The 26668-nt window shown below is 53.1% G+C and carries 20 protein-coding genes; 19 read left to right on the forward strand and 1 reads right to left on the reverse strand.

Translation table 11 applies throughout. From position 1 onward, the window contains the following. Nucleotides 1-93: 93 nt before the first annotated feature. From tilS to HZA73_06030, 15 genes are all read left to right on the forward strand, one after another. On the forward strand, nucleotides 94-1509 hold the full coding sequence (tilS, locus tag HZA73_05960) for a tRNA lysidine(34) synthetase TilS (protein ID MBI5805573.1): 1416 nt from the start codon (nucleotides 94-96) through the stop codon (nucleotides 1507-1509). Continuing rightward, nucleotides 1485-2027 (forward strand): hypoxanthine phosphoribosyltransferase, encoded by a 543-nt coding sequence (gene hpt / locus HZA73_05965; protein ID MBI5805574.1) that lies wholly within the window; start codon nucleotides 1485-1487, stop codon nucleotides 2025-2027. Before tilS ends, hpt begins: the two co-directional genes overlap by 25 nt. Then, the gene (locus HZA73_05970) at nucleotides 2027-3979 is read left to right on the forward strand and encodes an ATP-dependent metallopeptidase FtsH/Yme1/Tma family protein (GenBank protein ID MBI5805575.1); all 1953 of its coding nucleotides are present in this window, start codon (nucleotides 2027-2029) and stop codon (nucleotides 3977-3979) included. Before hpt ends, HZA73_05970 begins: the two co-directional genes overlap by 1 nt. Continuing rightward, nucleotides 3960-4550 carry a GTP cyclohydrolase I FolE gene (gene folE / locus HZA73_05975; protein ID MBI5805576.1) on the forward strand — a complete coding sequence of 197 codons (591 nt, stop codon included), beginning with the start codon at nucleotides 3960-3962 and terminating at the stop codon, nucleotides 4548-4550. The genes HZA73_05970 and folE overlap by 20 nt, the downstream gene beginning before the upstream one ends. A gap of 144 nt (nucleotides 4551-4694) precedes the next feature. Next, nucleotides 4695-6059 carry a T9SS type A sorting domain-containing protein gene (locus HZA73_05980; protein MBI5805577.1) on the forward strand — a complete coding sequence of 455 codons (1365 nt, stop codon included), beginning with the start codon at nucleotides 4695-4697 and terminating at the stop codon, nucleotides 6057-6059. A gap of 193 nt (nucleotides 6060-6252) precedes the next feature. Then, on the forward strand, nucleotides 6253-7110 hold the full coding sequence (gene folP / locus HZA73_05985) for a dihydropteroate synthase (protein ID MBI5805578.1): 858 nt from the start codon (nucleotides 6253-6255) through the stop codon (nucleotides 7108-7110). Nucleotides 7111-7222: 112 nt separating this feature from the next. Then, the gene (locus tag HZA73_05990) at nucleotides 7223-8056 is read left to right on the forward strand and encodes a TIGR00159 family protein (protein ID MBI5805579.1); all 834 of its coding nucleotides are present in this window, start codon (nucleotides 7223-7225) and stop codon (nucleotides 8054-8056) included. A 374-nt stretch (nucleotides 8057-8430) separates the two neighbouring features. Beyond that, the gene (locus tag HZA73_05995; GenBank protein ID MBI5805580.1) at nucleotides 8431-10230 is read left to right on the forward strand and encodes a T9SS type A sorting domain-containing protein; all 1800 of its coding nucleotides are present in this window, start codon (nucleotides 8431-8433) and stop codon (nucleotides 10228-10230) included. 12 nt (nucleotides 10231-10242) lie between these two features. Next, nucleotides 10243-14502: a T9SS type A sorting domain-containing protein gene (locus HZA73_06000; GenBank protein ID MBI5805581.1), complete on the forward strand. Its 4260-nt coding sequence runs from the start codon at nucleotides 10243-10245 to the stop codon at nucleotides 14500-14502. Between the two features lie 61 nt (nucleotides 14503-14563). After that, on the forward strand, nucleotides 14564-14932 hold the full coding sequence (locus tag HZA73_06005; protein MBI5805582.1) for a hypothetical protein: 369 nt from the start codon (nucleotides 14564-14566) through the stop codon (nucleotides 14930-14932). Nucleotides 14933-15430: 498 nt separating this feature from the next. Then, on the forward strand, nucleotides 15431-17923 hold the full coding sequence (locus HZA73_06010; GenBank protein MBI5805583.1) for a DUF2723 domain-containing protein: 2493 nt from the start codon (nucleotides 15431-15433) through the stop codon (nucleotides 17921-17923). Next, complete coding sequence (hypA, locus tag HZA73_06015) at nucleotides 17923-18270, forward strand: hydrogenase maturation nickel metallochaperone HypA (protein MBI5805584.1); 348 nt, start codon at nucleotides 17923-17925, stop codon at nucleotides 18268-18270. The genes HZA73_06010 and hypA overlap by 1 nt, the downstream gene beginning before the upstream one ends. Beyond that, on the forward strand, nucleotides 18263-18919 hold the full coding sequence (gene hypB / locus HZA73_06020; protein MBI5805585.1) for a hydrogenase nickel incorporation protein HypB: 657 nt from the start codon (nucleotides 18263-18265) through the stop codon (nucleotides 18917-18919). Before hypA ends, hypB begins: the two co-directional genes overlap by 8 nt. 48 nt (nucleotides 18920-18967) lie before the next feature. Continuing rightward, nucleotides 18968-20185 (forward strand): aminoacetone oxidase family FAD-binding enzyme, encoded by a 1218-nt coding sequence (locus HZA73_06025; GenBank protein MBI5805586.1) that lies wholly within the window; start codon nucleotides 18968-18970, stop codon nucleotides 20183-20185. Between the two features lie 81 nt (nucleotides 20186-20266). After that, on the forward strand, nucleotides 20267-22060 hold the full coding sequence (locus tag HZA73_06030) for an N-acetylmuramoyl-L-alanine amidase (GenBank protein ID MBI5805587.1): 1794 nt from the start codon (nucleotides 20267-20269) through the stop codon (nucleotides 22058-22060). Between the two features lie 73 nt (nucleotides 22061-22133). Here the strand turns inward: HZA73_06030 and rlmN are convergent, their stop codons facing one another. Beyond that, nucleotides 22134-23171 (reverse strand): 23S rRNA (adenine(2503)-C(2))-methyltransferase RlmN, encoded by a 1038-nt coding sequence (rlmN, locus tag HZA73_06035; GenBank protein MBI5805588.1) that lies wholly within the window; start codon nucleotides 23169-23171, stop codon nucleotides 22134-22136. Between the two features lie 174 nt (nucleotides 23172-23345). Here rlmN and HZA73_06040 point away from each other — a divergent pair, with 174 nt between their 5' ends. The 4 genes from HZA73_06040 (at nucleotide 23346) to HZA73_06055 (ending at nucleotide 26583) form a co-directional block, all read left to right on the forward strand. After that, nucleotides 23346-24242, forward strand: a complete 897-nt coding sequence (locus HZA73_06040) for a tyrosine recombinase (GenBank protein MBI5805589.1) — start codon at nucleotides 23346-23348, stop codon at nucleotides 24240-24242. 372 nt (nucleotides 24243-24614) lie between these two features. Continuing rightward, complete coding sequence (locus HZA73_06045) at nucleotides 24615-25166, forward strand: SocA family protein (GenBank protein ID MBI5805590.1); 552 nt, start codon at nucleotides 24615-24617, stop codon at nucleotides 25164-25166. A gap of 3 nt (nucleotides 25167-25169) precedes the next feature. Next, nucleotides 25170-25562 (forward strand): hypothetical protein, encoded by a 393-nt coding sequence (locus tag HZA73_06050; GenBank protein MBI5805591.1) that lies wholly within the window; start codon nucleotides 25170-25172, stop codon nucleotides 25560-25562. Nucleotides 25563-25866: 304 nt separating this feature from the next. Further along, complete coding sequence (locus HZA73_06055) at nucleotides 25867-26583, forward strand: hypothetical protein (protein MBI5805592.1); 717 nt, start codon at nucleotides 25867-25869, stop codon at nucleotides 26581-26583. The last annotated feature ends 85 nt before the right edge of the window (nucleotides 26584-26668 follow it).

Here is a 26668-nt window from a genome sequence, read left to right on the forward strand (position 1 = left end):
AAAACAGGAAAATATTTTATGCATAGGATGTCATGGAATCCCCGAGCTAATTAATCATTCCTGTAATTCCTGGGTTCCTTATAGAAGATATCTATGAAACAAAAAGAAGACCTGAGATCACAGGTCAAAGAACTGATAACCTCCCGGAAGCTGATCCGCTCCGGGGACCACGTGCTGGCGGCCTTTTCCGGCGGCCCGGATTCCCTGTGCCTGCTCCATGTATTGAACGAGTTGTCCGGAGAACTGGGGTTCAAGCTGACCGCCTGCCACATCAACCACCACCTGCGGGGAAAAGCTTCGCAAGCCGATGCCGCCTGGGCCCTGGACCTGGCCCGCAAGTGGGGCATTAAGCTGGTCACAAAAAATGTTGATGTCACGGCACATTCCAGGAAGCACAAGCTCTCTCTGGAGACCTCGGCCCGGGAATTGAGGCGGGCAAAGCTGCTGGAAACAGCTCGGACCCGCAAATGCAACCGGATCGCCACCGGCCACAACCTGGACGACCAGGCCGAGACCGTGCTGATGCACCTGATCCGTGGCTCGGGCTTGAATGGCCTGGCCGGGATACCCTTGATCAACGGTCCGTTCATCAGGCCTCTTTTGGGCTGCAGCCGGGAGAGGATAGAAGCCTACCTTAAACAGCATAAACTGGCCGGGCGCAGGGATGCTTCCAATCTATCACGAAAATTCTTCCGCAACAGGGTCCGCCACGAACTGATGCCTTTGCTGGAAACATATAATCCCCAAGTAAAGAAGGCATTGTCACAACTGGCGGGTAACGTGGAGCACGATCTGGAGATCATAAACGAACAGGTTGAAAAGGCTTTTTGCTCGTGCACAAAATGCGATAAATCCAAAATAGCTATTGATTTATCGAAATTTAAGTTATATAATAAAGGGTTACAGCATAATATATTACGACGCTGCTCGGAGATGATTTTGGACCGGGGGGCGGTGCCGGATGTGTTGCATGTCTCCGGCGCCATAAAGCTGATCCGCGATGGGAGAACAGGGGCCTGTATTAATTTGACCGGCGATGTCTGGTTGGAGAAAACATACGACCAAGCGGTGCTGACTAACAAAAAAACAAAGGCAGAAAACGAAAAACATAAGCCGGCGCTTAAAACCCTATCGCTGGCGATACCGGGAACCACCGGGGCCGGGGAATATTCCATTAAAGCCCGGCTGGCCGAAAAGCGGGATTTCACGGATATCTCCAAATGCCGGCCGGAGCTGGCTTACTTCGACGCCGCAATAATGGACGGCAGTCCTCTGCAGATCACGGGCAAAAAGGACGGCGACCGGATGATCCCCTTCGGACAAAAGTCGGAAAAGAAGATCAAGGAAATTTTCATAGAAAACAAGATACCGCAGGGGCAAAGGTCCGGCTGGCCGCTGGTCCGCAAGGGCAATAGAACGGTCTGGCTCTGCGGGATCAAACGCTCCGACGCATTTCCGGTCACTGCAAAAACCAAAAAGGTGTTATGCCTGGAATTCGCAAAGAACTGAAGACCAACAGGGTGCTGATCTCCAAGGCCCGGATCCAGGCCAAAGTGAAACAGCTGGCCCGGAAGATCTCATCAGACTATAAGGGTAAGGACCCGATCCTGGTGGGCGTGCTTCGGGGATCGTTCATTTTCATGGCCGACCTGCTGCGGGAGATCTCGATCCCGGTGGAGGTGGATTTCATAGCGGTGGCCAGCTACAACGGGGGCACCAAGAGCTCCGGCGTGGTGCGGCTCAACCAGGACCTGTCCACCAACATCCAGGGCCGGCATGTGATACTGGTGGAGGACATCGTGGACAGCGGGCTGACCCTGTCCTATCTTTTGAATAACTTAAAGACCCGGCGCCCCGCTTCCCTGGAGGTCTGCACTTTACTGGACAAGAAGGACCGGAGGCGGGCCCAGGTGCCGGTGAAATACAAGGGCTTTAACATCCCCGATAAATTTGTGGTGGGTTACGGGCTGGATCACAAACAGCTCTACCGAAACCTGCCGCATGTAAGCTGGATTGAGGAGGAATAATGGCGGAAGGAAATAAGGGCGGCAAGGGACTGAAAAGGCTGGCCGGCCCCAAGGGTTTTAACGAAGGGTTCAGGTCGGTGCTGATCTGGGTGATACTGGTGATGCTGGCCATATCGCTGTACAATCTTTTCTCCAAGCCCAGGGACCGGCAGATGGACATCATCTACAGCCAGTTCCGGGAGGAGCTAAACGCCGGGAACATCAGCCAGGTGATCTTCACCGGGCGGGAGGTCAAGGGAAACTTCAAGTCGCCCAAGATGGAGGTCAAGGCCGGGGTCAGGCTGGAATACCCCAAGTTCAAGACCTTTCTGCCGATAGAGGACCCGAACCTGATCGCCGAACTGGAGGCTAGGGGGGTCAGGATCAAGGCCCTGTCCACCGAGCCCAGCGGACTGGTCTCGTTCCTGATGAACTACGGGTTCCTGATAGTGCTGGGGGTGCTGTGGTTCCTGTTCATGCGCCAGATGCAGGGCGGACAGAAGGGCGTCTTTAATTTCGGCAAGAGCAAGGCCCGGTTGTCACAGGACAAGGTCAAGGTCACTTTCAGCGACGTGGCCGGGGCCGACGAGGCCAAGACTGATTTAAGAGAGATCATAGATTTCTTAAAGGAACCGAAAAAATTCACCAAGCTGGGCGGCAAGATCCCCAAGGGGGCCCTGCTGTTGGGATCGCCGGGCACGGGCAAGACCCTGCTGGCCCGGGCGGTGGCCGGTGAGGCCGGGGTGCCGTTCTTCTCCATCTCCGGTTCCGATTTCGTGGAGATGTTTGTGGGAGTCGGTGCGGCCCGGGTGCGGGACCTGTTTGAGCAGGGCAAGCGCAGCGCCCCCTGCATCATCTTCATCGACGAGATAGACGCGGTGGGCCGCCACCGGGGCGCCGGGATGGGCGGGGGCCACGACGAGCGGGAGCAGACCCTGAACGCCCTGCTGGTGGAGATGGACGGCTTTGCCGGCAACGAGGGGGTGATCATCCTGGCGGCCACCAACCGCCCCGATGTGCTGGATCCGGCCCTGATGCGCCCGGGACGCTTTGACCGGGTGATAGTGGTGGACCGGCCGGACGTGGTGGGCCGGGAGGGGATACTAAAGGTCCACACCAAGAACAAACCGCTGGCTCCGGACGTGGACCTGAAGATACTGGCCCGGGGCACCCCGGGATTCTCCGGGGCCGACATCGCCAACATGGTCAACGAGGCGGCCCTGCTGGCGGCGCGCAAGAACCACGACAAGGTCTACATGCAGGACATGGAGGAGGCCAAGGATAAGGTGCTGATGGGGGCCGAGCGCAAGAGCATGGTGATCACCGACGACGAGAAGAAGATGACCGCCTACCACGAGGCCGGGCACACCCTGGTCAGCCGGCTGACCAAGGACACCGACCCCATCCACAAGGTGACCATCATCCCCCGGGGACGGGCCATGGGGGTCACCGTCTCCCTGCCCACAGACGAAAAGCACAACTACTCCCGGACCTGGTGCCTAAACCGGATGGCCATCATGCTGGGCGGCCGGGCGGCCGAGATGCTTATATTCAAGGACCTCTCCACCGGATCGGGCAACGACATCGAGCAGGCCACCCAGCTCTCCCGCAAGATGGTCTGCGAATGGGGTATGAGCTCCAAGCTGGGCCCGGTGACCTTCGGCAAGAAGGACGAGGAGATCTTTTTGGGCCGGGATTTCGGCCACATCAAGAATTATTCCGAGCACACATCCGAACTGATAGACTCCGAGATCCGGACCCTGGTGGACGGCGCCAACCAAAAGGCCTCCAAACTTCTCAAGGACAACCGGAACATCCTGGAGAACCTGGCCGCCGCCCTGCTGGAGCGGGAATGCCTGGACGGAGAGCAGGTGGAGCTGATCATCAAAGGCCAGACCCTGCCGGCCCGGGAAGCAAAGACCAACGACAAGAACGGGGAAGATAAGAAGCAGAATGCCAAAACCCAAAGTTAAGATAAAGGGCCCCGACGGGCCGAAGATGGAGCAGGCGGTCAGGGACCTGCTGCTGGCCATCGGCGAGGATCCCCGGCGGGAGGGCCTGCTGGACACGCCCTGCCGGGTGGCCCGGATGTACGAGGAGGTCCTTTCGGGCATGTCGGCCGATCCCATCGACGAACTCAAGGTCTACACCGCCAAGAACGAGGACGAGATGATCCTGGTCAAGGACATCACCTTCCATTCGCTCTGCGAGCACCACCTGCTGCCGTTCTTCGGCCGGGTCCACATCGCCTACATCCCGCGCAACAACAAGATCACCGGGTTCTCCAGTCTGGTGAAGGTGGTGGAGGTAATGTCCAAGAGGCTGCAGCTGCAGGAGCGGCTGGCTGCGGACATCGCCGATCTTTTAATGAAGAAACTGAAACCGTTGGGCGTATTAGTGGTAGTAGAAGCGGAGCACCTGTGCCTGACCATGCGGGGTGTGAAAAAGCCGGGGTCATCCGTGGTCACCTCGGCCATCCGGGGCGGGATGAAGCGGGAGTCGACCAGGCTGGAAGCGCTGTCGCTGATAAAGGGGCGTTCCTGAGTTCCATTTAGGCTTTTAAACTTAGCCACAAAAAGCACAGAAATCACAGAATACTATTCAAATGGTCGCGATTGAAAATTACATTATCCCATAGTGTTTGCCGGATGGCAGATATTATATGGGAATTAATAAAATTGGAGAACCATGCACAAAAAAATATTTATCAGCCTAATGACAACGATCGTGTGCTGCCTGGCGGCGGCAACAGTTTCAGCCCAGGGATGGGTACTGCAGACGAATCCTCTTGAATCTGATACATTATCAATATTGGGGAAGGTGCAATTCGTAAGCTCCACTGAAGGCTGGATATCCGAAGGCCACGGGAGATTGCTTCACACCACAGATGCAGGTGCCAACTGGTCGGTCGTGACCCCTTTTCCCAATGATACAGTTGCTTCCATGTCCGACCCGTCCTTTACCATGTCGTGGGCTGGTCAAAAACACGGCTGGAAAATGAACTGGATGGGAACAAGCTTTAGCGATGCCCATGGCGCTGTGATCCATAAAACTTCCGATGGAGGCGAAAACTGGGATAAGGTGGTTCTTTCAACCGAGGCGGGTGCGATGGGCCTGCAGGTGCAGTTTGTGGACACCAGCAACGGCTGGGCCACCGTTTATTATTCCGCCGATGACAGCAGTCGCACCTTTCGAAGCACCGACGGCGGAAACAGCTGGAACCCGATAGAAACGGCGGGCATTTTCCACTTTTTAGATGCAAATAACGGCTGGGCGTTTGGGGCCTACAGCATTTACCATTACACAGCGCGCACCACCGACGGAGGAATGGACTGGTCGTTCCAATATGTGGACTCCATCCCGGGGGCTTTCAATGCCATCCAGTTCACCGACCTTAACAACGGCTGGGTGGTCGGCGACAGCGGCAAGATAATCAAAACAACCGACGGAGGCAGCAATTGGGCGCAGGTTACCAATACCGTCATCCATCCCGCCTCAAAAAGCAAGTGCCTTTACTTTTTGAATGCGGATACCGGCTGGATAGGGACAAACGACGGTATTCCAAACGAAAACCCTGACAGGATCATCCTCTACACTAACAATGGCGGTTCAAGCTGGACTAAGCAATACCTGCCAATGGCTGGAGCTGTGTTCAGCATACATTTTTGGGATGCCAGCAACGGATGGTATGCCGGAGAGTACGGCGACAGCCTTAGTTATATCGGCATCATCGGTCATACCACAACCGGCGGAACCGGAGTGGATGGGCAGCCGGGCAGCGATATGCTTAAAGTTGAAAGTTTAAAGGTGAAAGTTGCCGGGAATATCATAAAATACCAAGTCCCCACAGCGGGATGTGTAAGTTTGAAGATCTACAACCTGCTGGGTCAGGAAGTGTGTTCTTTGGCCAGTGAAGCCAAGAATGCCGGAAGTTACGAGGTCAAATGGAACGGGAATGATGCTGAAAACCGCAAGGTTTCCAGCGGGGTATACATTGTACAATTGCAGGCGGGCAGCCAAACGGCCTCGGCTAAAATGCTGGTAGTGAGATAGCGCTTGGCAAACCAGAGATAAGAGTTATCCCAATATTTACCACAAAAAACCTGCCCTGAGCCGGGTCGAATGGTCACAAAATTCACAAATCAATTTATCAAATGGGTGCGATTATCATTTCTGGTTTCTCATTTATTCAGGATTTTTTGAGCCCGTTGTGCATTTTGTGGTTAAATAATCCCAAGAGTGAACAATGATCTGGCAGTGCGGTAAATACAAGCTCGATACCAGTTACAAGATACTGGTAATGGGCATCCTCAACGTTACGCCAGATTCCTTCTCCGACGGCGGCAGATACCTTGATCCCAAGACCGCGGTGGAGCAGGGTCTGCGGATGGCCGAAGAGGGCGCCGACATCATAGACATTGGCGGGGAGTCCACCCGGCCGGGGGCCCAAAAGATCTCTTTGGACGAGGAACTGCAGAGGGTACTGACGGTCATAGAACAACTGGCGTCAAAACTAAAACTGCCGGTCTCGATAGACACCTACAAGTCACAAGTGGCCAAAGCGGCGCTGGAGGCCGGGGCCTCCATAGTCAACGACATCTCCGGACTCAACTTCGATCCCGAAATGGCCCGCACAGTCTCCGCGTACAAAGCAGGCCTGGTGCTGATGCACATCAAAGGCACGCCGGAGAACATGCAGACAGATCCAAAGTATGATGATCTTCTGGATGAGGTGGGTTCATACCTGAAATCCTCGATAAAGATGGCGGCGGAAGCCGGGATCAAGCATGAGACAATGGCCATAGACCCGGGGATCGGCTTCGGCAAGACAGTGGAACACAATCTGAGCTTGATCAAGAACCTGGAATATTTCAAGAGATTCAATTGTCCGATAGTAGCGGGCGTTTCCCGAAAATCATTCATCGGCAAACTGAACAATGACATTCCGGCCGATCAGCGCCTGCCGGGAAGCCTGGCGGCCGCCCTGCTGGCCGTTCAGAACGGGGCTTCGGTCATCCGCTGCCACGACGTTAGGGAAACGGTCCAGGTTTTGACAGTCTATCGGGCCATCAAGACGGAGAACCTTTCACCACAAAGACACTAAGATACCAAGCCTAATTAAATAAATAAGAAATGGGAAATGGTGTTTTGTGCCTCGGTGTCACTTCGATACACTCAGTGCACCGCTTGGTGGCTATAAATAATTCCAAAAGCATATGATCGAAAGATTCAATTTCACCTATCATTTGCCGGGAGCCCTGTCATTCCTGACGGTGCGGCCCCTGGACATCCTGGATATTCTGCTGGTGTCCTACATCATCTTCCGGATCTTTCACCTGATGAAGGGCACCCGGGCCATCCAGATGCTTTTCGGGGTGCTGGTGCTGGTGGTGATCGGGATAGTGGCCCAGCTTTACAGTCTGCCCGGCACCGGCTGGTTCATGGACTCATTGAAGTCCCTGTGGGTGGTGGCTTTTGTTATATTATTCCAACCCGAGATCCGCAACGCCCTGACCCAGCTGGGGCGCAACCGCTTTCTGGGGATCTTTCTCAAGGGCGAGGCCAAGGCCATCGACGAAGTGGCCCGTGCCTGCAAAACCCTTTCCCAGCGGGGATTCGGGGCCATCATCGTCTTCGAGAAGAACGACGGGCTTAAGAATTTCAGCGACACCGGCACCGAGATCGGGGCCAAGGTCTCCGAACCCCTGCTGATGTCACTGTTCGTTCCCGGGGGGCCCCTGCACGACGGCGCAGTGATCATCCGGGGCGACATGATCATATCGGCCGGCTGCACCCTGCCGGTATCGCAGGATCCGGAGATAACCGCCAGCTACGGGATGCGGCACCGGGCGGCCCATGGCCTGACCCTGGAGACCGATGCGGTGGCGGTGGTGGTGTCGGAGGAGAACCAGGCCATCTCGCTGTGCCGCTACGGGCGTCTGGCAAAACTGGCCGATTCTGCCGAGCTCAAAAAGGCGCTGACACGGGCCCTGCATGCCAAAGTGGAGGCCGGGCCGGAACAAACGGCCCAGAGCTATCAGGGCACGTAAAACAAAAATATATTTGTTGTTTTAACTATTTTTCTTGACTTTCGCAGCTTTTTTGCTATACTTACTTTGCCATGCAAAGCAAGAAAATATATTTAGTGCATGCTTGCTTATTGGGCATAATAAAGCCTTTGTCCGCAGTTGAAAAATTACGGGCAGGGGCTTTTTGCGTGCATGCTCGGCGATGACTTGGCAGTTGTCAAAACTAATTAAAGGCAAAGCAAAATAAACAGTAACGTACATCCGTCATGAATAAAAAACCATATGTTTGGTCTTTATAAAAAAGTAACCGCCTGAGTATATTTTATGAAAATAATCAGTAATGATTTACCGCAAACAGCTAAAATTATTGTTAAAAAGTAGAAGGAAACAAGCCTATGAAACGTTATATATTGTTATGTCTCCTCATAGTGATCAGTGCCAGCGTTGGTTTTTCGCAAGCTACTCGCAAACAGTTTGCTTATGAGCAACGCGAGGGCGACACTCGGCCCAAGCCCAACCTGACCCCAACCTCACCTTCCCTGGTGGGAAAGGGGGAATTAAAGGTGGTTAGGTCAAAGACACCTGGCTGGCAGCCCAACGGCATTTGCATTTGCGACACCGCATGGGGGGCGGCCCCGTCGCTGATAGTTAGCGATGGCAAACACGGGGCGATAGTGTGTTGGACAGAAGTTCTGCGGGGCTATCCGCCGGATACCACCCATAAGACGGAAGATATCTACGCCCAGCGGGTGGACAGCGGGGGCAATGAAATATGGCCGCACCAGGGCGTGCCGGTGTGTAGTCTTATCAATGCATACTCATATTATCCGGCCATGATATCTGATGGCCAAGGCGGGGCGATCATTGCCTGGGAAGATTCTCGCGGCGGCCTAGGCTATACCCGGGTGTTTGCCCAAAGATTGGACAGCTTGGGAAACCGGCTGTGGCCGGAAAACGGGGTGCTGGTGTGCAACCAGATGAGCGGGTATGTGGATCTGTGCAGTGACGGGCACGGCGGAGCGATCATTATTTATGCTGATGGAAGAAATGAAGCTATCACCAGCGATGACATTTACGCCCAGCGGATAGACAGCGCGGGCAATGCGGTTTGGCAAATAGACGGCGTGCCGGTTTGTACTGCGGACAGTATACAGTTTTGGTCGGCGATTGTAAATGACAATAATAGCGGTGCCATAGTAACATGGCAAGATTACCGTAGTGGAAACTATGATATATTTGCTCAACTGGTTGACTCTATTGGCAATATGAAATGGGTTATAAATGGTGTGGCCGTGCACTTGCCCACTAGTCAACATGAGCGCTATCCTAAAATTGTTCAGAATAGCAAGGGTGGCGCAATAGTGAGTTGGATTGATTATGGGAATGGGAAAACATATACTCAATCAGTTGATAGTAATGGAATAAGAAACTGGAATAATAGTGGTGTAAATACTTTAGGAACTTATGGCGATTTAAATGCAATTATTTTTGGGGGGGGGGTATCGAACTCATATGCAGCACAGCGTGTTGATAGTGGGGGCAACGTGAAATGGGGCGGCGGTATATTACTGCACAAAGATACTACAGGTGGCCAATGTAGTGCAACCGGAGATGGCAGTGAAGGCATTATAATTATTTGGGACGATTACCACAGCAGTATTAACTACGCCAACCAATATGTCCAAAAAGTAGATTCAGGTGGTAATATTAAGTGGCCCGATACTGGTGTAGCGATATGTACTTTACAAATGGCATACGAAACCTATCCCCAAATAACCAGCGATGGTTTAGGTGGCGCTTTATGCACTTGGTTTGGTAATCCTTTACATGGTGCCAACCGTATATATGCCCAAAGAATTTATGATGACGGGACACCCGGAGGGGTGACGGGAGAACCAGTTGTAGGCACACAATGCATAGTCCACTCTCTTAAATTATGGCCTAATCCATTCGTTGCAGCCATAACCTTAAACTATTCTTTGCCGCAAAAAACGAGAGTAAACATGAGGGTGTATAACGTGACCGGGCAATTAGTTCGGGATTTAATAGAAGAGGAGGAGAAGTATGGGGGGAACTATAAAACCATCTGGGACGGCAGGAACAACCAGGGACAAAACTTGCCCAGCGGGCTGTATTTTGCTTGCTTGAGCGTCAACGGAAAAACCGAAACAAAAAAACTAGTAAAAATCAAATAAGGAAGCACGATCATGAAACTGATATTGTTGGCCGTATTGCTGGCTCTTGCGGCGACCACATGTGCGTATGCCCAAGCTGATTATTTTACCCTCAGCCCCTGGGGAATAGGCCTGGATCGGGATACAATCATCATTAAAAGCAACTGGGCCTTAGAGCTGCAAAAATTACAGGATTTGGGCGCCAACGAGATCGAGGGCTGCCTGCCGGCAGGCGAAAGCATCTGGATGAACAATTTATGCAACCCTTCAGTTGTAACCGGGCGGCCGGTGCGAATGTCCACCGGTTCCGAACCGGGTTTTGCCATACCATATTGGAGACAATTATGGAATTGGGGCACGAACGGCTTAGACACTAATTATATGACAGTAACCCAACAACATCTGCAAAGTTTGGCTACCACTTGGTGCCAGAATCCCGGCTGGGTCAGCCATTTTATTGGCCAGGAATGGGACTGGTATCATACCTGGAACGACACCAATTGGAACAGAGTATATACAGCTCTGGATTATGCCACCCGATATTGGGAATATTTAGCTGACAGCTTGAGCCTACCGGCTGACTATAAAGACCGTTTGGTTTATGCTATGCACGCAGGGTTGATGAATTCCACAGGCACCTGCTGGAATGATTTCGCCGCCAGGCTTCCAAGGCTAGGCGTGGCCGAAATTGAGGTCTATGGTTTTTTTGACACCGGTTGGGATCCGAATTATGGAATGCCCACTAAATATAATGTCAATGACGACAGCTTTACGCAATATCAGAAAGGCATGCAACAGATGGTTGACTGGGCCGACAGCTGTTTTTATTACTATGAAAACCCGCAAACCAAAGCGTCTGATCGCAAGACAATATGGAAATGCTTATCACGCGCGGGCAAACAGGAAAACCTGGTAAAAATGCCCGACGGTACCTATGTATTAAAAACATCGTACAGATGGACCAACCGGGAAGAGATCAGGGCATCGGCTTGGCTGGCATTATCCCGGGGCGCCAAGGGGCTTAAGCATTTTAATTATTTCAGCTATCCGTCAAGTTATACACCTATTCCCGGTGGTTGGCCGGAAAAACAGACCGGCATTGTGGACGAAAACCGGATACCGAGAGATTCTATATATCATTTATTACATCCCGAATCACCCGCAATCTACGACTGGGTCAAAGAACTATACACCGAAGTAGGTAAAATTGGCCCCATCCTTTCCCGATTGCAATGCAACTATGCCTTTGGGGTAAACCATTTGCCCGGTGAAACATTTGTAAATAAAACCGCCTGTTATATTCGCAGCGTTACCGCCTTAAAACCAGAATATAACCAAAGAGATTATTTTGAGGTGGGGACTTTTAAGGATTACAGCTTAGACCATTACGGAGATGAGTACTTTATTCTTATTAACCGCTACTGTATGCCCCAGGAAACATTAGCAGTAAATGTAAAAATCAATTATACGCCGTTGACCGCCGGGATTGGCTTTTTTGTGGCAGATGAGTTGACCGGTCAGGCGGTCAGCCCCATGCTCCCCAGGGCGGTTGACACCAGTTTTACCATTACCTTGCTTCCCGGCGGGGGCAGATTGCTAAAAATTATTCCTTTTGCCTCAACACCCAAATTACAGGCCGGTGCGATTAATACCAACTTCAGGTTTACAACTCTTTCACCAAACATTTCTTCAACGCTTTCCAACGATTCCATACAAATAACCCAAAAGTATTGGGTAAAAGTTGAACCGGAAACAATGGCAGCTTCTCCGGATTATATCGGTTATTATTGGGCAAGCAACGTTTCAGATTGGCTGACTTACTCAAATTCTTCCATTCAATACCTTTACAATTCCGCGCAGAACAAAGCCAATATTTTCGAGCTGCAATACAAAATAGATGGCGGAAAAATTTTAACTCCCAAATTCAGCGGCCAGATATACTTTAACGATGATAAGCCTGCCGTAGGCTCTATAACAATCAATAACGGCGACCAATTTACCAATGATACTTTAGTCAACGTCAAAATATCCGGCAGCGATGCCTTCCCCGGTTTGTCTCAAATGCGCTTTGCCGAAGCTCCGTTCGGTAACGATTTCGGTTATGCCAATATGGTTAAAAACGGCACATTTGAAGATACGACTAATTGGGTGCTGGACAATACCGAATATTATGACGGCTTCTTGCATTTAAAAGGCGTGCATACCGGCCCTGGCCCGGCCCAAATTGGGGCTTCGGCTAAACAGATAATACCCGGCTCTGAAATAAACCAACACCGCAATAAATTATTGCGCTATACCGACGACATTTATGCCCATGATGTGATATCTTCCTATAAAGTGGTGGAGGTATTTTATGCCGATGCAGTTTACCCAAATTCTGTAAGACTGCTTGAAAAGTCCATTGCTTCCGATCCTGAAGTAATTTGGAAAACAAAAAGTGACACCTTCACCTTGAAGGTTGACACCACCAGAGCCATTGACCGGATGGAAATAAGCTATAATATTTACGGAATTGAAGTTCCTCCCCCGCCGCCGGACGATGATCCGTTATTTAACACAATTGTGGTGGATAATATCCGGTTGGAACGGGTGGAATTACGAGGCGACACTCCGCCACCGCCGCCGCCACCACCTGATGAATATGTAAAACCATATATTTACGATGGTTGGGTTTTGGCAGACACGAGTAAATCTTACAACCATACACTTTCTGTGGGCGATGGCGTAAAAAAGGTTTACTTGCAATTGAATGATCTACCCGGCAACATAAGCGCAGAACCCGGCTGGTACGATGACATCATTTTGGACATGACCCTGCCCAATTCAAACATTACCTTGCCGTTGACTGCCAGCTATATCAATGGGACGGTCAATTCGTATGGTTTCTCTTCGGATCTAAACTTTGAAAGTTGGGTATTGGATTACAAACCCTATTCCTACGGCGATTGGCAGGAATTGACCCGAAGTGGCGTGAATCAAATAGACTTTAACCCCGGCGATTTGCTTTATACCTGGAATACCGGCACTCTGCATGAGGGCACCTATCTATTGCGGCTTACAACATACGACAAGGCCGGCAACGTAAAGGCCGATACCCATTTTGTGTACGTTGTGCTCGAACCGGCCTTGCCCATTTCAGCCGTTACCGCAGAGTTTGCCACCTTCAATAGCCTGCCGGTTGATGCCACCTGCGACAATATTGGCAACATCTACGTCACCGACACCCAGGCCGACAAGATATGGAAGTTCTCACCGGAGGGCGATTCCCTGCTGTGTTTTGGCTATTCATACACCGGCCAGGATACCTTGGGTCTGAACCACCCCAAAGGCATAGCGGTTGATGATTCCGGCAATATCTGGATCACAGACTGCTACCAATCCAAAGTTAAAAAGTACGACAGCCAGGGTAGCTATTTAGGCTTCATCGGCAAGCACGGCAACCAGCAAGGGGAGTTCAACCAGCCCACCGGTATTACGATCAGCGGAAATGAAATCTACGTAGCTGACCACTTGAATGGCAGGGTGCAGGTGTTTAACAAAACCGGAGCATTTACTAGGCAATTCGGAAACAATTGCTTAAATCAACCGGCCGGGATAGCCATCCGCAATAACGAGGCGGAAAAACTGGTATATGTTTGTGATTCCCAAAATGACCGGATCGCCATATTTGACGCTGCCGGGAACTTGGTAAATTCGTTAGACAGCCTGGGCCTGGACAAGCCTTGGGACATCTGCTTTGACAACAATAACAACCTGTACATTGCCGATGTCTACAACAACCGGGTGATAGAGCTTGACCCCTGGCACAACAAGCTTTTGACCTTTGGCATCCAGGGCCAGGAAGCGGGAGAATTCAAACTGCCGCAAGGTTTGGCGGTAAGCCCGGACGGCAAATATCTCTACTTGGCCGATACCCACAACGACCGGTTGCAGAGGTTCAAGATGTTTTTCGATATGGGGGCATTGGGCGGACCGCAAACATCCGGCAAGCGGCAAATAACAAATACTGCGCCCACTGTATTCGGCTTAAGCCAATGCTATCCCAATCCCTGCAAACAAAAGACCAGCATCAACTACCAGATTCCCAAGGCTGGTAATGTCAGTCTTAAAGTTTACAATACTTTGGGACAAGTGGTAAAAATACTGGTTAACGAAAACCAGCAGCCCGGTTACTACTCAATCAATTGGGATGGCAGGGATGAAAACAAGCGGCAAGCGGCCGCGGGGGTTTACTTCTATCGTTTGGCATCAGGCGAGTACAAAAACACCAAGAAGTTAGTTCTTTTAAGGTAAAAACAGCACCAGAGGCTGAAGTAAAACAACCACATCAACCAAATGCGAAAGGAAACCGAACATGGCAGCGTTGACCGAAGCCCAAAAACGTTCCTTTAACCGCCAGATGGAAGAGGTGATGACCAGCAGCAAGGACGTCTTGAAGAAACAAGGCCTCGACGTCACGCCCAAATTGAAACTGCTCAAGGAGAAGAACATCAATTCGGAGAAAGCGGAGGAGGCCCAGCTTAAAGCCATGGCCGAGGTCAAGGCCAAGACCGCCGCTTCGGTCAAAATGACCACCGAAGCCTACGCCCTGGCTTCAGCCCAGTTGGATGCTATAGTCGGCAGCCTGGGGAAGGACCACACCCTCTCCCAAAAACTCAAGAAAATGCGGGAATCCATGTCCAAAACGGCCTCCAGGGGCGTAAAAAAGGCCAAAACCCAGTAAATACCCCTAAAATAGAGGGTTACAAGGGTTCTAACCAAGGTTATAAGGCTTGAAACCCAGGTTAGGAAGGTTCTAACCCAGGTCAGAAGGGTTCTAACCAAGGTTGTAAACGATCTAACCCAGGGTAGAAAGGTTCTAACCTGGGTTGGCAGGGTTCTCCCCCAGGTTAGGGAGGTTCTAACCAAGGTTATAAGGAATCTGTCCGAGGCCGGTAAGATTCTAACCTTGGTTGGCGGGGTAATCGGGGTTTTAAAAGGATTTAACCAAAATCGGATTGGCAAGCAGTAAAACAAAAAGGGCCGTCTCGCAAACTTGTCCGCCATAGTCCCGCCAAGGTGGGACTATGGCGGATTGCGGAGCGGCCCTTTGCCTTTTTAGCCCACTTTAAAATTGACATAAATCTTATTTATGGTATAATATTCGTTGATCTCTTAAAACTTAAGAATTCTTTAAAATCAAGAATATTTAATCTAATCCACAGCAAGGAGCATCAGTTAAATGCAAAAGGAAACCAAGATCAGGCTGCTCACCGGGCTGGGCGTGTTTTTGACGGCTTTCATCATTTACGTCAAGACCATGGCCGCCACCACTTCGTTCTGGGACTGCGGGGAGTTCATAGCAATATCCAACATCCTGGGCATTCCCCATCCCCCGGGATACCCGCTGTACGCGGTGATTGGCCGGACCACCATCCTGATGTTCCGCTTTCTGCCCGAGATCGCGGCCCGGATCAACCTGCTCTCCCCGCTGTTTTCAGCCATCACAGTAGCATTCGTCTATTTGCTTACTGTCAAGCTGATCGTGTTGTGGCGGGGCGAGCCCAAGGACGACCTGGAGAGGCTGATGCTGCACCTGAGCGGAGCGGTGGGCGCTATCTTCCTGGCCTTCGCCCCCACCTGGTGGGACAATTCGGTTGAGGCCGAGGTTTACGGACTGGCCATGTTCACCATGGTTCTAACGGTCTGGCTGGCCATGCGCTGGCGGGACAATATGGGGCAGGTGGGCAACCGCAAGGTGATCCTGCTTTTGGCCTTTCTGTTCGGACTGGGCTGGGCCAGCCACATGGCCACTCTGCTGGCGGCTCTGCCGATATTCATTTTCATCCTGCTGGTGGACTGGAAGGCCCTGATGGACTGGAAGATCTGGCTTATCGGAGGCGTGCTGTTCTTCCTAGCTCTGACCATCAACGCCTATCTGCTGGTGCGCTCCAACCTCAATCCGGGGATCAACGAGTGCGCCCCCAGGGATTGGGAGTCAATGATGTACGTGTTGCAGCGCAAACAGTACGAGCCGTTCAATTTCTTCCAGCGCAAGGCCGACTTCATGTACCAGTTCAACCACATGTTCTTCCGCTATTTCAAGTGGCAGTTCAACGTGGTCTCCATGGCTTTGGGCATCTTCGGGGCCCTGATGCACCTGTGGGAGGGCGAGGACAAGAAGTTATCCACCGCCGCCTTGGTGCTCTTGGTGGGCGGGATCTTACTGGGAGTATTTCAGGGCAGCCCCCTGGCCGCCATCCTGATCGCACTGGCCATCGTCTTCGGATTCTTTCACCTGCTCAAGCGCAGGGACAAAAGCTTTTCCCTGGTGGGGCCGGCCTTTTTGATCACCGGCCTGGGACTGGTGGTCTACCTGAACATGGGCAATCCCCAGCCCCGCGACCGGGATTACATCTACGCTCCCTGCTACCTGTTCTTCGCCGTCTGGATCGGGATGGGAACCTGGCGGCTGATGCACCTGGTTCGTGAGCTGTTGGCCAAATACGCTAAAGAATGGACCCGTTATGCCATCATTGCTTTGGGTGTGATCCTGCTGGGAGTGGGCTTGTTCAACGTCAAAAAGTATTATCACGAGAAGGACCGCTCCAACAACTGGATCCCGGCTGATTACGGCTACAACATCCTGCAGTCGGCCCTGCCCGGCGGTATCATCTTCACCAACGGCGACAACGACACCTTCCCGGTCTGGTTCGTGCAGGAGGTCTGGAGGGTCCGCAAGGACGTCAAGATCGTGAACCTTTCCCTGGGCAACACCAACTGGTATCTCAAGCAGATGAGGCAGAGCGGCGTGCCCATGGATATCTCGGAATACCAGATAGACCAGCTCCAGCCCCTGCGGACCCCGGACGGGCAGATATTCAAGATATCGGACATCGCGGTCCGGCTGATCATAGCAGCCAATGCCGGCAAAAAGCTTTCCTTTGCCCAGGTGCTGGCCCCGCCCAAGGAATTCGCCGCCCTGGTGTTCGGCAAGGATTACCAGGAGAAATATCCCATCTATTTCGCGGCCACGGTCTCGGACGACAATCTGACCGGACTGGAAAACTATCTCTCATTTGAAGGCATGCTTTACAGGATACTACCGGACAGTTCTTCCAAAAAGCAGCCCAACATCCAAGTGACACAGAACAACCTGAACAATGTCTACAAGATGCGGGGCCTGACCGATCCCAAGGTGTTCAAGGACGAGAATACCCAGCGGTTGCTGGGCAATTACGCGGTGACCTACTGGAATCTGGGCATGGCCTTGCGCCGTCAGGCTGATCAGGCCCGCCAGAAGAACCGGCTCCAGGAATCCAAGGAGCTTCAGCTTCAGGCTGTTCAGCAGTTTGAGCAGGCCAATAAGATAATGCCCGAGGAATCGGCCGGACTGAACTGGCTGGGGGTGACCTACGCCGAGCTGGGAGAATTCCCCAAGGCATTGGGCTATTTCCGCAAGGTGATGGAGAAGGACCCGGCCAACCCCTACATCCTGATGCAGCTGGGAATGTCGTTCCAGCAGGCCGGGATGCCTGATTCGGCCGAATACTATTACAAGAAAGGCATCCAGATCAACCCCAATTTCGGCGAGGGATACGGCCGGCTGTACACCTTTTACCTGGCCCAAAACAACACCGCCAAGGCCATCGCCACCCTGGAAGAATGGCTGGCCCGGAACCCCAACGACGAAAACGCCAGGGGCGAACTCAACAAGCTTAAAAAGTCCCGCTGATGCACGAACTGGCCATCACCCAGAGCCTTTTCAAGATAGTGCTGGAACAGGCCCAAAAAGCCGGGGCGGTAAAGGTCTCCCGGATTAATCTTAAGGTCGGCCGGCTTACCGGCTATGTGCCCGAGGCGGTGGAGATGAATTTCAATCTGCTGGCCTCAGGCACCATCGTCGAGGGGGCCGGGCTGAAGATAGAGTGGGTGCCGGTCAAAGTGCTTTGCCGGGATTGCCAAAAAGAATCGGAACAGCAGGACCTGGGGTTGGGCTGCGCCCATTGCGGCTCGCTTAACGTTCAAATAGCCGGGGGCCGGGAGATGTACATAGACAGCATGGAAGTGGACAATGGCTGAGATAAAGATATTAAAGAACATCATGGACGAGAACCTGTCCCAGGCCGCCTTGAACCGGCAGTGGTTCAGGTCCCGGAAGATACTGGCGCTGAACCTGATCGCCTCGCCCGGGGCCGGCAAGACCACTTTTCTGGAGCAGACCATCAAGGGCCTATTCCCAAAATTCAAGCTGGCGGTGATCGAGGGGGACATCACCGGCGACCACGACGCCAAAAGGATCGAGGCCCTGGGAGTGCCGGTAGTCCAGATCAACACCGAGGGCGGCTGCCACCTGGACGCCCACATGATAGACTCGGTCTTAAGCAGCCTGGACCTGAACGGCCTGAAATTGCTGTTCATCGAGAACGTGGGGAACCTGGTCTGCCCGGCCGAGTTCGACCTGGGCGAAGAGCTGAAAGTGGTGGTGCTGTCCACCCCCGAGGGCCACGACAAGCCGGCCAAGTACCCGCTGATCTTTTCCGAGGCCCAGGCGGTGATCATCAACAAGACAGACCTGCTGAAGGCAGTGGACTTTGACATCGACCAGGCCGAGCATGACATCAGGCGGCTCAATCCGAACGTTCCGATATTCAGGCTTTCCTGCAAGACAGGGGAAGGCTTAGACAAATGGATGGAATGGCTCACATCGAAGGGAACAGGGGACAGATGACAGGGTTTAGGGTCTAGCATACAGCTTACAGCTTAGAGCTTATAGGTAATGTCAAAAAAAGAAATATCGATAATAGGCGGCGGGGCCTCGGGAATGATGGCGGCCATTGCCGCCGCCCGGGGCGGGGCCAAAGTGCGGCTATGGGAGAAGGACCACTCCTTGGGCCGCAAACTTTTAGCCACCGGCAACGGTCGCTGCAATTTCACCAACCGCGACCTGGCCCCAAAACATTTCCATGCCCAGGTTCCGGCGGTGACCGATATGGTGCTGGCCCAGTTTGAATTGCAGCAGACCCTGGAATTTTTCCATGAGCTGGGGATAGAGTATTACTGCGACGCCCGGGGCCGCTATTTCCCCAGATCCAACGAAGCGCCCTCGGTGCTTTTGGCTCTGGAGCGGGAGATGGAGCGTTTGAGAGTGGAGGTCAGACTGCATTCAGAGATAGTGAGTATCAAAAAGAACAAGGCCGGATTTTTACTGCACCAGAGGGGGGAATCGCACCAGGCCCAGGCCATGATCCTGACCTGCGGCGGGGCGGCCGCGCCCCAGTTGGGGGGCGGGGAGGGCGGGTACCAGTTGGCCGGGCAGCTGGGGCACAACATCACTCCCTTGAGGCCGGCCTTGGCCTCATTGGAACTGGATGGTAACTGGTTCCACAAACTTCAGGGCGTACGGCTGGACATGGACCTGACCGTCCTGGAAGGCTCAAAAAAGATCCTGCAACTGACCGACGAAGGTTTGTTCACCAAATACGGCCTTTCCGGGCCGCTGGCCTTGAAAAGCAGCCGGCTGTTGGGGGAAGGACGCCGACAGTGCTTTTTGAACTTCGTTCCGGGGCAGACCGGACCGGAGATGGTATCCTTCCTGTCAAAACGGACCAGGAGCATCAGTTCCCGCCCGGCCCAGGAGTTGTTCAACGGCCTGCTGCCCCAGAAGATCGGCCAGATGCTGGTCCGGGAGTCCAAAATAGATCCGGAAAAAGATACCGCCCGTCTATTGGAAAACGAGATAAAAAAACTGTCAATGTACCTTACCGCCTGGCCGGTGAAGATAAAATCTGTCAGGCCGTTCAAGGAAGCCCAGGTGACAGTGGGCGGGGTGGATCTGCACGAGGTCATACCCGGGACGCTGGGGTCAAAAAAGATCCCCGGGCTTTACTTTGCCGGGGAGTTGCTGGATGTGGACGGAGATACCGGAGGATACAATCTGCAATGGGCCTGGAGTTCGGGTTATGTGGCGGGAAAGAGCGCGGCGGCCCAAGCTTGACTATCCATAGCCCATACATTAATGTATGGGCTATGGAATTGAAATTAATTTGATCCGAACCAAAGGTAAAACAATTTCATCATGAAAAAAACATTATATCTGCTCACCACCTTCTGCGCCATGACCGCCTCCCTGGCGGCCCAGCCCCGGATAGACCTGGTCTATCCCCGGGAAGGCGACAACATCGGTCCGGTGGCCAATTCATTCATCATCGGCTCGGTCACTCCGGGCAGCCAATTGTGGGTCAACGGGCAGAAGACCGATGTCAATCCCAACGGGGCTTTCCTGGCTTACATCCCGTTCTCGGCCGGACAATTCCAGATCAAACTGCTGGCCCAGAAGCACGGACAGAGCGACAGCCTGATCCGGAGGGTGAATGTGGCGCCCCGCAATATCATGATCCGCCCCGACAGCCTGGCCATCGTGCATGGAACCATCACTCCCGGACAGGAGCTGGGGGTCCGGACAGGCGACCGCATCGCGGTGACTTTCCGGGGCACCCCGGGCCGCAAGGCCAGTTTTTCCATCGGCCGGGGGCAGGGCATTCCCATGGAGGAAAGGATCGGCAGGCTGGAGCAGGATGAAAAGGCGCTGGCCTTTTCCGACTCGATTGCTCCCGATACTTTGACCCTTCCCGGAACCTATATGGGAAGCTATCTGGTATCCGGCCGCGATCAATGGTACTGCGAAAAAATATACCTGTACCTGGTGGACACTTTGGGAATGATGGCGGTGGATTCTTCCGAATCCCGGGTCAGCACCTGGCCGGAAAGCCTGATGGTCTGGGCGGTAACCAGGGATTCGGTGACGGTGCTGAAGACCGGGCCCGATCTTGGATACGAGATATTCCTTCCCCCGGGGGTGAACCTGGAGTTGACCGGCAGCGCCGGGGAAAATTACCGGGTAAAGCTGGCGGAAAACAAGGACGCCTGGGTCAAAAAAGTCTCGGTGGCTGTTAAAGCCTGGCCGGGGCCGATGATCAGCGCCAAGCTGGCGGTGGGGCGCACGTTCAAAAAGGAAGAGAGGACGCTGGTCAGGTTCTCGCTTTCCCGGGCCTGCGCCTACAGCGCCAAAGCCTCGGCCGACGGGATGTCGCTAAAAATTCTGGTCTTCGGTGCCCAGGCCGACATGGACTGGGTGCGCTACGATCCCCAGGACAAGCTGGTCAAGGACATCCGTTGGCGGCAGGTGCAGAACGGCGAGGTGGAACTGGAGATCTTCTTAAACCAGCCCTTGTGGGGATTTGACGCCCGGTACCAGCAGAATAACCTGGAGATAGAGATAAAACCGCGCCCCAGGGTACAAAAAAACCGGCCTCTGGCCGGGATAAAAATAGCGGTGGATGCCGGGCATTCGCCGGAGAGCGGGGCGGTGGGGCCGTTACGGACACTGGAGAAGGAGGTCAACTGGCAGATATCCAGAAGGCTGGGGAATCTTTTGAAGAACGCCGGAGCCAAAGTTTATTATCCCCGGGAAGGCGACCAGCAGGTGGGCATCTATCAGCGGCCGGCCCGGGCGGCGGCCTGGGGCGCGGACATTCTGGTCAGCATCCACAACAATGCCTCGCCAGACGGGGTGAATCCCCTGGAGGACAGTGGCTTTTCCACTTACTATTACCAGCCGTTTAGCCGGGACCTGGCCATGGCGGTCCACCGCCAATTCCAAAAATCATTAGCCCTGCCCGATCACGGTTTTTATTACGGGAATCTTGTTTTGTGCCGGGCGACCCAGATGCCGTCCTTCCTGGTGGAGCCGACCTTCATCATAGTCCCCAGGGAGGAGGCCCTGCTGTTGACCGCGGATTTTCAGGAGAAGATAGCAATGTCTGTGTTCCTGGGCATCAGGGAATATATGATATTCCTAGTAGGAAGATAATGCAAATGTTTTTAGCCCAGCCCATATTTATCCGCCGAAGCTTTAGCGTAGGAGGAAGGGCTGGGCTAAAAACTCAGGAACTTGTTGCCGCCTTCAACTGCCCGCAGGCCGCCTTGATGTCCTGGCCCTTGCTGGCCCGGAAGGTCACCGCCACGCCCAGCTGGCAGAGTTTGTCGTAAAAGGCGCGCCTGGCCTCCACCGACGACGGCTGCAGGGTCTCTTCCCGGCCCCCCGGGTTATAGGTGATCAGGTTGATCTTGCCGGGGATGTTCTTTAACAGCCGGGACAGGTTCTCCGCGTCCTCCAAGCTGTCGTTTACACCCTCCAGCAGGATGTATTCAAAGAAGACCAGCTTGCCCTTCTTGTGGCTGTATTTCTTTACCGCCTCCAGCATCGTCTTTAGGGGATATTTCTTATTGATGGGCATCAGGCGGCTGCGAACCTTGTCGTCGGCGGCGTTCAGTGAAATGGCCAGCTTGAACTGCTCCGGCTCATTCATCAGCCGCAGGATCCCCGGCACCAGCCCGGAGGTGGAGATGGTGATGTGCCGGGCCCCCAGGTTGAACCCCTGGTGGGAGTTGATGATCCGGGCGGCCTTTAGCGCCTGGTCGTAGTTTTCCATCGGCTCGCCCATCCCCATGAAGACCACATTGGTGATCCTGTGCTCCGGCGAAAGCTCCTGCAGCAGGCACAGCTGGTCAACTATCTCGGAGGCCTCCAGGTTGCGGACCAGTCCCATCCTGCCGGTGGCGCAGAAGGCGCAGGCCAGCCGGCAGCCGGCCTGGGAGGAGATGCAGGCGGTCAGGCGTCCGGGGGCGGTGATGACCACGGATTCCACCTGCTGGCCGTCGCCGACCTGCAGCAGCAGTTTGGTGGTGCCGTCCCGGGAGGACACTTTGCGGGCAATGGACAGTTCGTGCAGGCTGAAGTTTTCCCCCAGCCTGATCCGCAGGTCCTGGGACAGGTCGGTCATGGCCGAAAAACCAGAGACGTTCTTCTGGTAGATCCAGGTCATCAGTTGTTTCACCTGAAAGGCTTTGAAACCCAGCGGGGCCAGCAGTTCCTGTAGTTCCTGGGCTGAACGCCCGGCCAATGATGTTTTTGTTTTCATGAAAGTATTTAAGTTGCTGGTTACCCTTGGCTATTTAACCACAAAAGGCACAAAGCACACAAAAATAAAAAACGGTTTGTGTTTTATGTGCTTTCTGTGGCCAATTGATATAGCTTCTTTAGTGCTTTGTTCCAAATGATAATTGACCACGGCTTAAAAGTCAAGCAATAAAGGATGATCGAAAGTTTCATAAAATACCTTAAGACCGAGCGCAACCTGGCGGACAACACCCTGGAAGCCTACCGCCGGGATGTCAGCCAGCTGTTCATCTTCCTTAAGCACCAGGATCCCCAAAAGGTGGAGCGCAATCACATCCGGCGGTACCTGGGCTGGCTGCAGCAACAAGGGATGGACAAGCGAACCCTGGGGCGGAAACTTTCAGCCATCAAGGCTTTCTTCAAATATGCCTTAAGGGAGTCGGCCATCACGGCCAACCCGCTGCTGGGCCTGCGTTCTCCCAAGCTGGACAAGAAGCTCCCCGGCTTTCTATCCCAGCCCCAGGTCATTCAAGCAGTGGAATCCAACCAGGGTGATCCCGCCGATAAGATCCGCGATGATGCCGTGATGGAGCTTTTGTATGGCAGCGGCCTGCGCTCCTCGGAACTGCTGGGCCTGATGCCCAGGGATCTGGATCTGCCAAACTTGCAGGTCAAGGTAAAAGGCAAGGGAGGCAAGGAGCGGATAGTGCCCCTGACTCGGGCTTCGGCGGCGGTTCTCAAACAACTGTTGGCAGGGCTTGCCCGCCGAAGGGTGCAACAGCCCGAAGGCGGGAGGGAGGAAGAAGGTTTTATGTTCCTGGGCAGGAACGGAAAACAGCTGACCAGGCGGCAGCTGCAGAGGATAGTAAAGGCCAGGATCCGTCTTTCCGACTACGGCGGCAAGGCCAGCCCCCATGCCCTGCGCCATTCATTTGCCACCCACCTGTTGGACCGGGGGGCGGACCTGAAGGCGGTCAAGGAACTGCTGGGCCACGCCAGCCTTTCCACCACCCAGATCTACACCCATGTGACGGTGGACCGGCTGAAGAAGGTCTACAAGCAGGCGCATCCCAGGGCTGAGGACGAGGATTGATGAGGAATGCGTTTGGGGTTTTGTTTTTGTTGCGATAGCCTTCCTCCTTCGTCAAGACTTCGGCGGATAAAGCATACTATCGCTATAAGTCATCAAGGCTTGTGCTGAGCGGGGCCGAAGTGCCTCTGGCGAGGCCTGCCAAAGTAGAACAAGTCCCGCATACTACGAAGTCCGCTGGCAGAAGTGCACACGGTTTTTGTCACCCCATAGATATAATATAGTTCGGCAGTGCCTTCCATGAGCAGTGTCGAAGGGCTCACTACAAGTGGTTCGGCAGGGCTCAGCCTGACAGCTCACCACAAGTGGAATTACCTTGACTTCTTTTGGTTTTAGTGGTATCTTTAAATATAGGGAAATGATGGAGGAAGAACGATGACAATGCTATTCCGGGAAGACAAGGCCACCCAAACCGCCGCGCGATTTTTGGAATTGGGTGGCGGGAAAATGGACATCATTAAACTGGTGAAACTGATCTATTTGGCGGAACGCGAGGCTATCGTTCGCTGGGGCAGCCCCATCATCTATGATAATTACTGCTCAATGCGTTTAGGACCAGTGCCAAGCCTAACCTTAAATCTGATCAACGGTACTTATGATATCGTACAACCCAAGTACTGGCAAACGTACATTGCTGAACGTGAAGGTCACGCAATACGATTAAAGAAGAGAAAAACGCCGAATGACCAATTATCCCGTGCCGAAGAATCCCTTATTAGCGAAATATATGGCAAATACGGGAAGATGGATAAATGGAAACTCAGCAAATATACCCATAAATTACCGGAATGGAAAGACCCCGATGGCTCAAGCCTGCCAATATCAATAAGCGATATATTGACCTCAGAGGGTTACAACAAAGATGATATTAATGAAATTAAAAATTCAATAGCTGCACAGGCAGCAGCGAAAGCTCTACTAGGTTAACTCATGAGAGTCGGCGATACGTTCCTGATGCATCTGCCCGGTTCAGCGAGTAAACCGTATTACCATCTTTTCATCGTTCTGACCGACCCCGAGCCTGGCACGGGTAAGTTAGTCGCGGTGATGGTACAAACAGCCCAGGATCACACCGAAAAGACGGTTGTGCTGCAAAAAGGCGAACACCCATTCGTCAAGCAACCCACCTCGGTGCAGTATACACACGCGGATTATTACTTTGCGTCCAAAATAGTGAAAGCGTTTGCACGGAACATTTGTCATAAGCAAGCTAGTTTGGATGCCGCAGTTTTGGATAAAGTAAGAAAAGGCCTGCTCGCATCAACACACACACCTAATTCCATTCTGGAATATTGCCGCACGAAATTTCAAACCCCTCCATAGAGGGGTTTTGTTGATTAAAACGGCTTTCCTTTGACACACGCATACCATTATGTTCTTTCCTTCGTTAGCAAAGCAAAGGGCTTAACTCGGGACAGCGTTTCTTTTTGTACCATCAACTGCGATGCTCACTGATAGTGATTCGATAGACTCATCACAAGTATTTAACGCGACATACCGGGGTTGGCACCAGGTGTTCAACCAGTTTCCAGCTAATTGGGTAAGCATTTTAGGCTTTTTTTATTGACAAAAAGGCGGGTTTTCGGTATTATCATGGCATCAATTAAACCCTAAAAAGGAGCGACCCATGATAACTGAACTGGGCAAGGAGGAACTGATAGTCATCGGTTCAAGGTTCTCGGGCAGCGGTTTGGTGGAGCAGGGCGGCTACACGCTGGGCATCGCTACGGCACAGGGTAAAGGCATCACAAACCTGCTTCCTCCGAAGTATGTGGAGGAGGTAGCGGCGGTAAGGGAAGAGGTGCGGGAGGCGGCCAAGGACAAGGAGGCCACCGCCCAGGAATCCAAGTTCGCCACCTCGGCCCAGAACGAGGCCATCCGCAAAGCCAAGGTCTGGATGCGCCGGGTGGTAAGACGGGCCAAAAGGGCCATGCACATGGGCAAGCAGGTGCCGGATACCCTGCTGAAGATGGTATCCAACGCCAAGCTGAAGGAGTTCGCCCAGGCCATAGACATGATGGTCAAGGATTTTGACAAGTATGCGAGCAGCATGTCCAGCAGCGACAACGCCGCGCTGTTAACCGAGGGAAAGACCTTAGCCAAGGAGTTGCTGGCCGCAGATGCCGACCAGGAGATCAAAAAAATGAGCCAACTGCCCCAGAAAGTGCGGGAGTATTATTACAAAAAGGGGCTGTTGTACAAGGGTTTGAAGGTGATCAACGAGGCGGGAAGGGAATTGTTCGTTAACGAGCCGACCCTGGCCGAGACCTTCAATTTCAAGATACTGTACCGGAACTATACCAACCATAAGGGTGAAGCCGTAAAGGAAGAAACCAAGCCATAGGCCACAACCCCCAGCCCCCTCTCCTACGTATAAGGAGAGGGGGCATTGATTAGGGTTGCCGGGCAAGCAGTATTGTGTTGGAAGT

Source organism: candidate division TA06 bacterium (genome assembly GCA_016235665.1).
In the GTDB taxonomy this organism is placed as follows: Bacteria; Edwardsbacteria; AC1; order AC1; family EtOH8; genus UBA5202.

What these genes read in the sequence shown, in the direction of transcription:
- tilS (MBI5805573.1), top strand. Translation starts at nt 94, where the DNA reads ATGAAACAAAAAGAAGACCTGAGATCACAGGTCAAAGAACTGATAACC.
- hpt (MBI5805574.1), top strand. Translation starts at nt 1,485, where the DNA reads ATGCCTGGAATTCGCAAAGAACTGAAGACCAACAGGGTGCTGATCTCC.
- HZA73_05970 (MBI5805575.1), top strand. Translation starts at nt 2,027, where the DNA reads ATGGCGGAAGGAAATAAGGGCGGCAAGGGACTGAAAAGGCTGGCCGGC.
- folE (MBI5805576.1), top strand. Translation starts at nt 3,960, where the DNA reads ATGCCAAAACCCAAAGTTAAGATAAAGGGCCCCGACGGGCCGAAGATG.
- HZA73_05980 (MBI5805577.1), top strand. Translation starts at nt 4,695, where the DNA reads ATGCACAAAAAAATATTTATCAGCCTAATGACAACGATCGTGTGCTGC.
- folP (MBI5805578.1), top strand. Translation starts at nt 6,253, where the DNA reads ATGATCTGGCAGTGCGGTAAATACAAGCTCGATACCAGTTACAAGATA.
- HZA73_05990 (MBI5805579.1), top strand. Translation starts at nt 7,223, where the DNA reads ATGATCGAAAGATTCAATTTCACCTATCATTTGCCGGGAGCCCTGTCA.
- HZA73_05995 (MBI5805580.1), top strand. Translation starts at nt 8,431, where the DNA reads ATGAAACGTTATATATTGTTATGTCTCCTCATAGTGATCAGTGCCAGC.
- HZA73_06000 (MBI5805581.1), top strand. Translation starts at nt 10,243, where the DNA reads ATGAAACTGATATTGTTGGCCGTATTGCTGGCTCTTGCGGCGACCACA.
- HZA73_06005 (MBI5805582.1), top strand. Translation starts at nt 14,564, where the DNA reads ATGGCAGCGTTGACCGAAGCCCAAAAACGTTCCTTTAACCGCCAGATG.
- HZA73_06010 (MBI5805583.1), top strand. Translation starts at nt 15,431, where the DNA reads ATGCAAAAGGAAACCAAGATCAGGCTGCTCACCGGGCTGGGCGTGTTT.
- hypA (MBI5805584.1), top strand. Translation starts at nt 17,923, where the DNA reads ATGCACGAACTGGCCATCACCCAGAGCCTTTTCAAGATAGTGCTGGAA.
- hypB (MBI5805585.1), top strand. Translation starts at nt 18,263, where the DNA reads ATGGCTGAGATAAAGATATTAAAGAACATCATGGACGAGAACCTGTCC.
- HZA73_06025 (MBI5805586.1), top strand. Translation starts at nt 18,968, where the DNA reads ATGTCAAAAAAAGAAATATCGATAATAGGCGGCGGGGCCTCGGGAATG.
- HZA73_06030 (MBI5805587.1), top strand. Translation starts at nt 20,267, where the DNA reads ATGAAAAAAACATTATATCTGCTCACCACCTTCTGCGCCATGACCGCC.
- rlmN (MBI5805588.1), bottom strand. Translation starts at nt 23,171, where the DNA reads ATGAAAACAAAAACATCATTGGCCGGGCGTTCAGCCCAGGAACTACAG.
- HZA73_06040 (MBI5805589.1), top strand. Translation starts at nt 23,346, where the DNA reads ATGATCGAAAGTTTCATAAAATACCTTAAGACCGAGCGCAACCTGGCG.
- HZA73_06045 (MBI5805590.1), top strand. Translation starts at nt 24,615, where the DNA reads ATGACAATGCTATTCCGGGAAGACAAGGCCACCCAAACCGCCGCGCGA.
- HZA73_06050 (MBI5805591.1), top strand. Translation starts at nt 25,170, where the DNA reads ATGAGAGTCGGCGATACGTTCCTGATGCATCTGCCCGGTTCAGCGAGT.
- HZA73_06055 (MBI5805592.1), top strand. Translation starts at nt 25,867, where the DNA reads ATGATAACTGAACTGGGCAAGGAGGAACTGATAGTCATCGGTTCAAGG.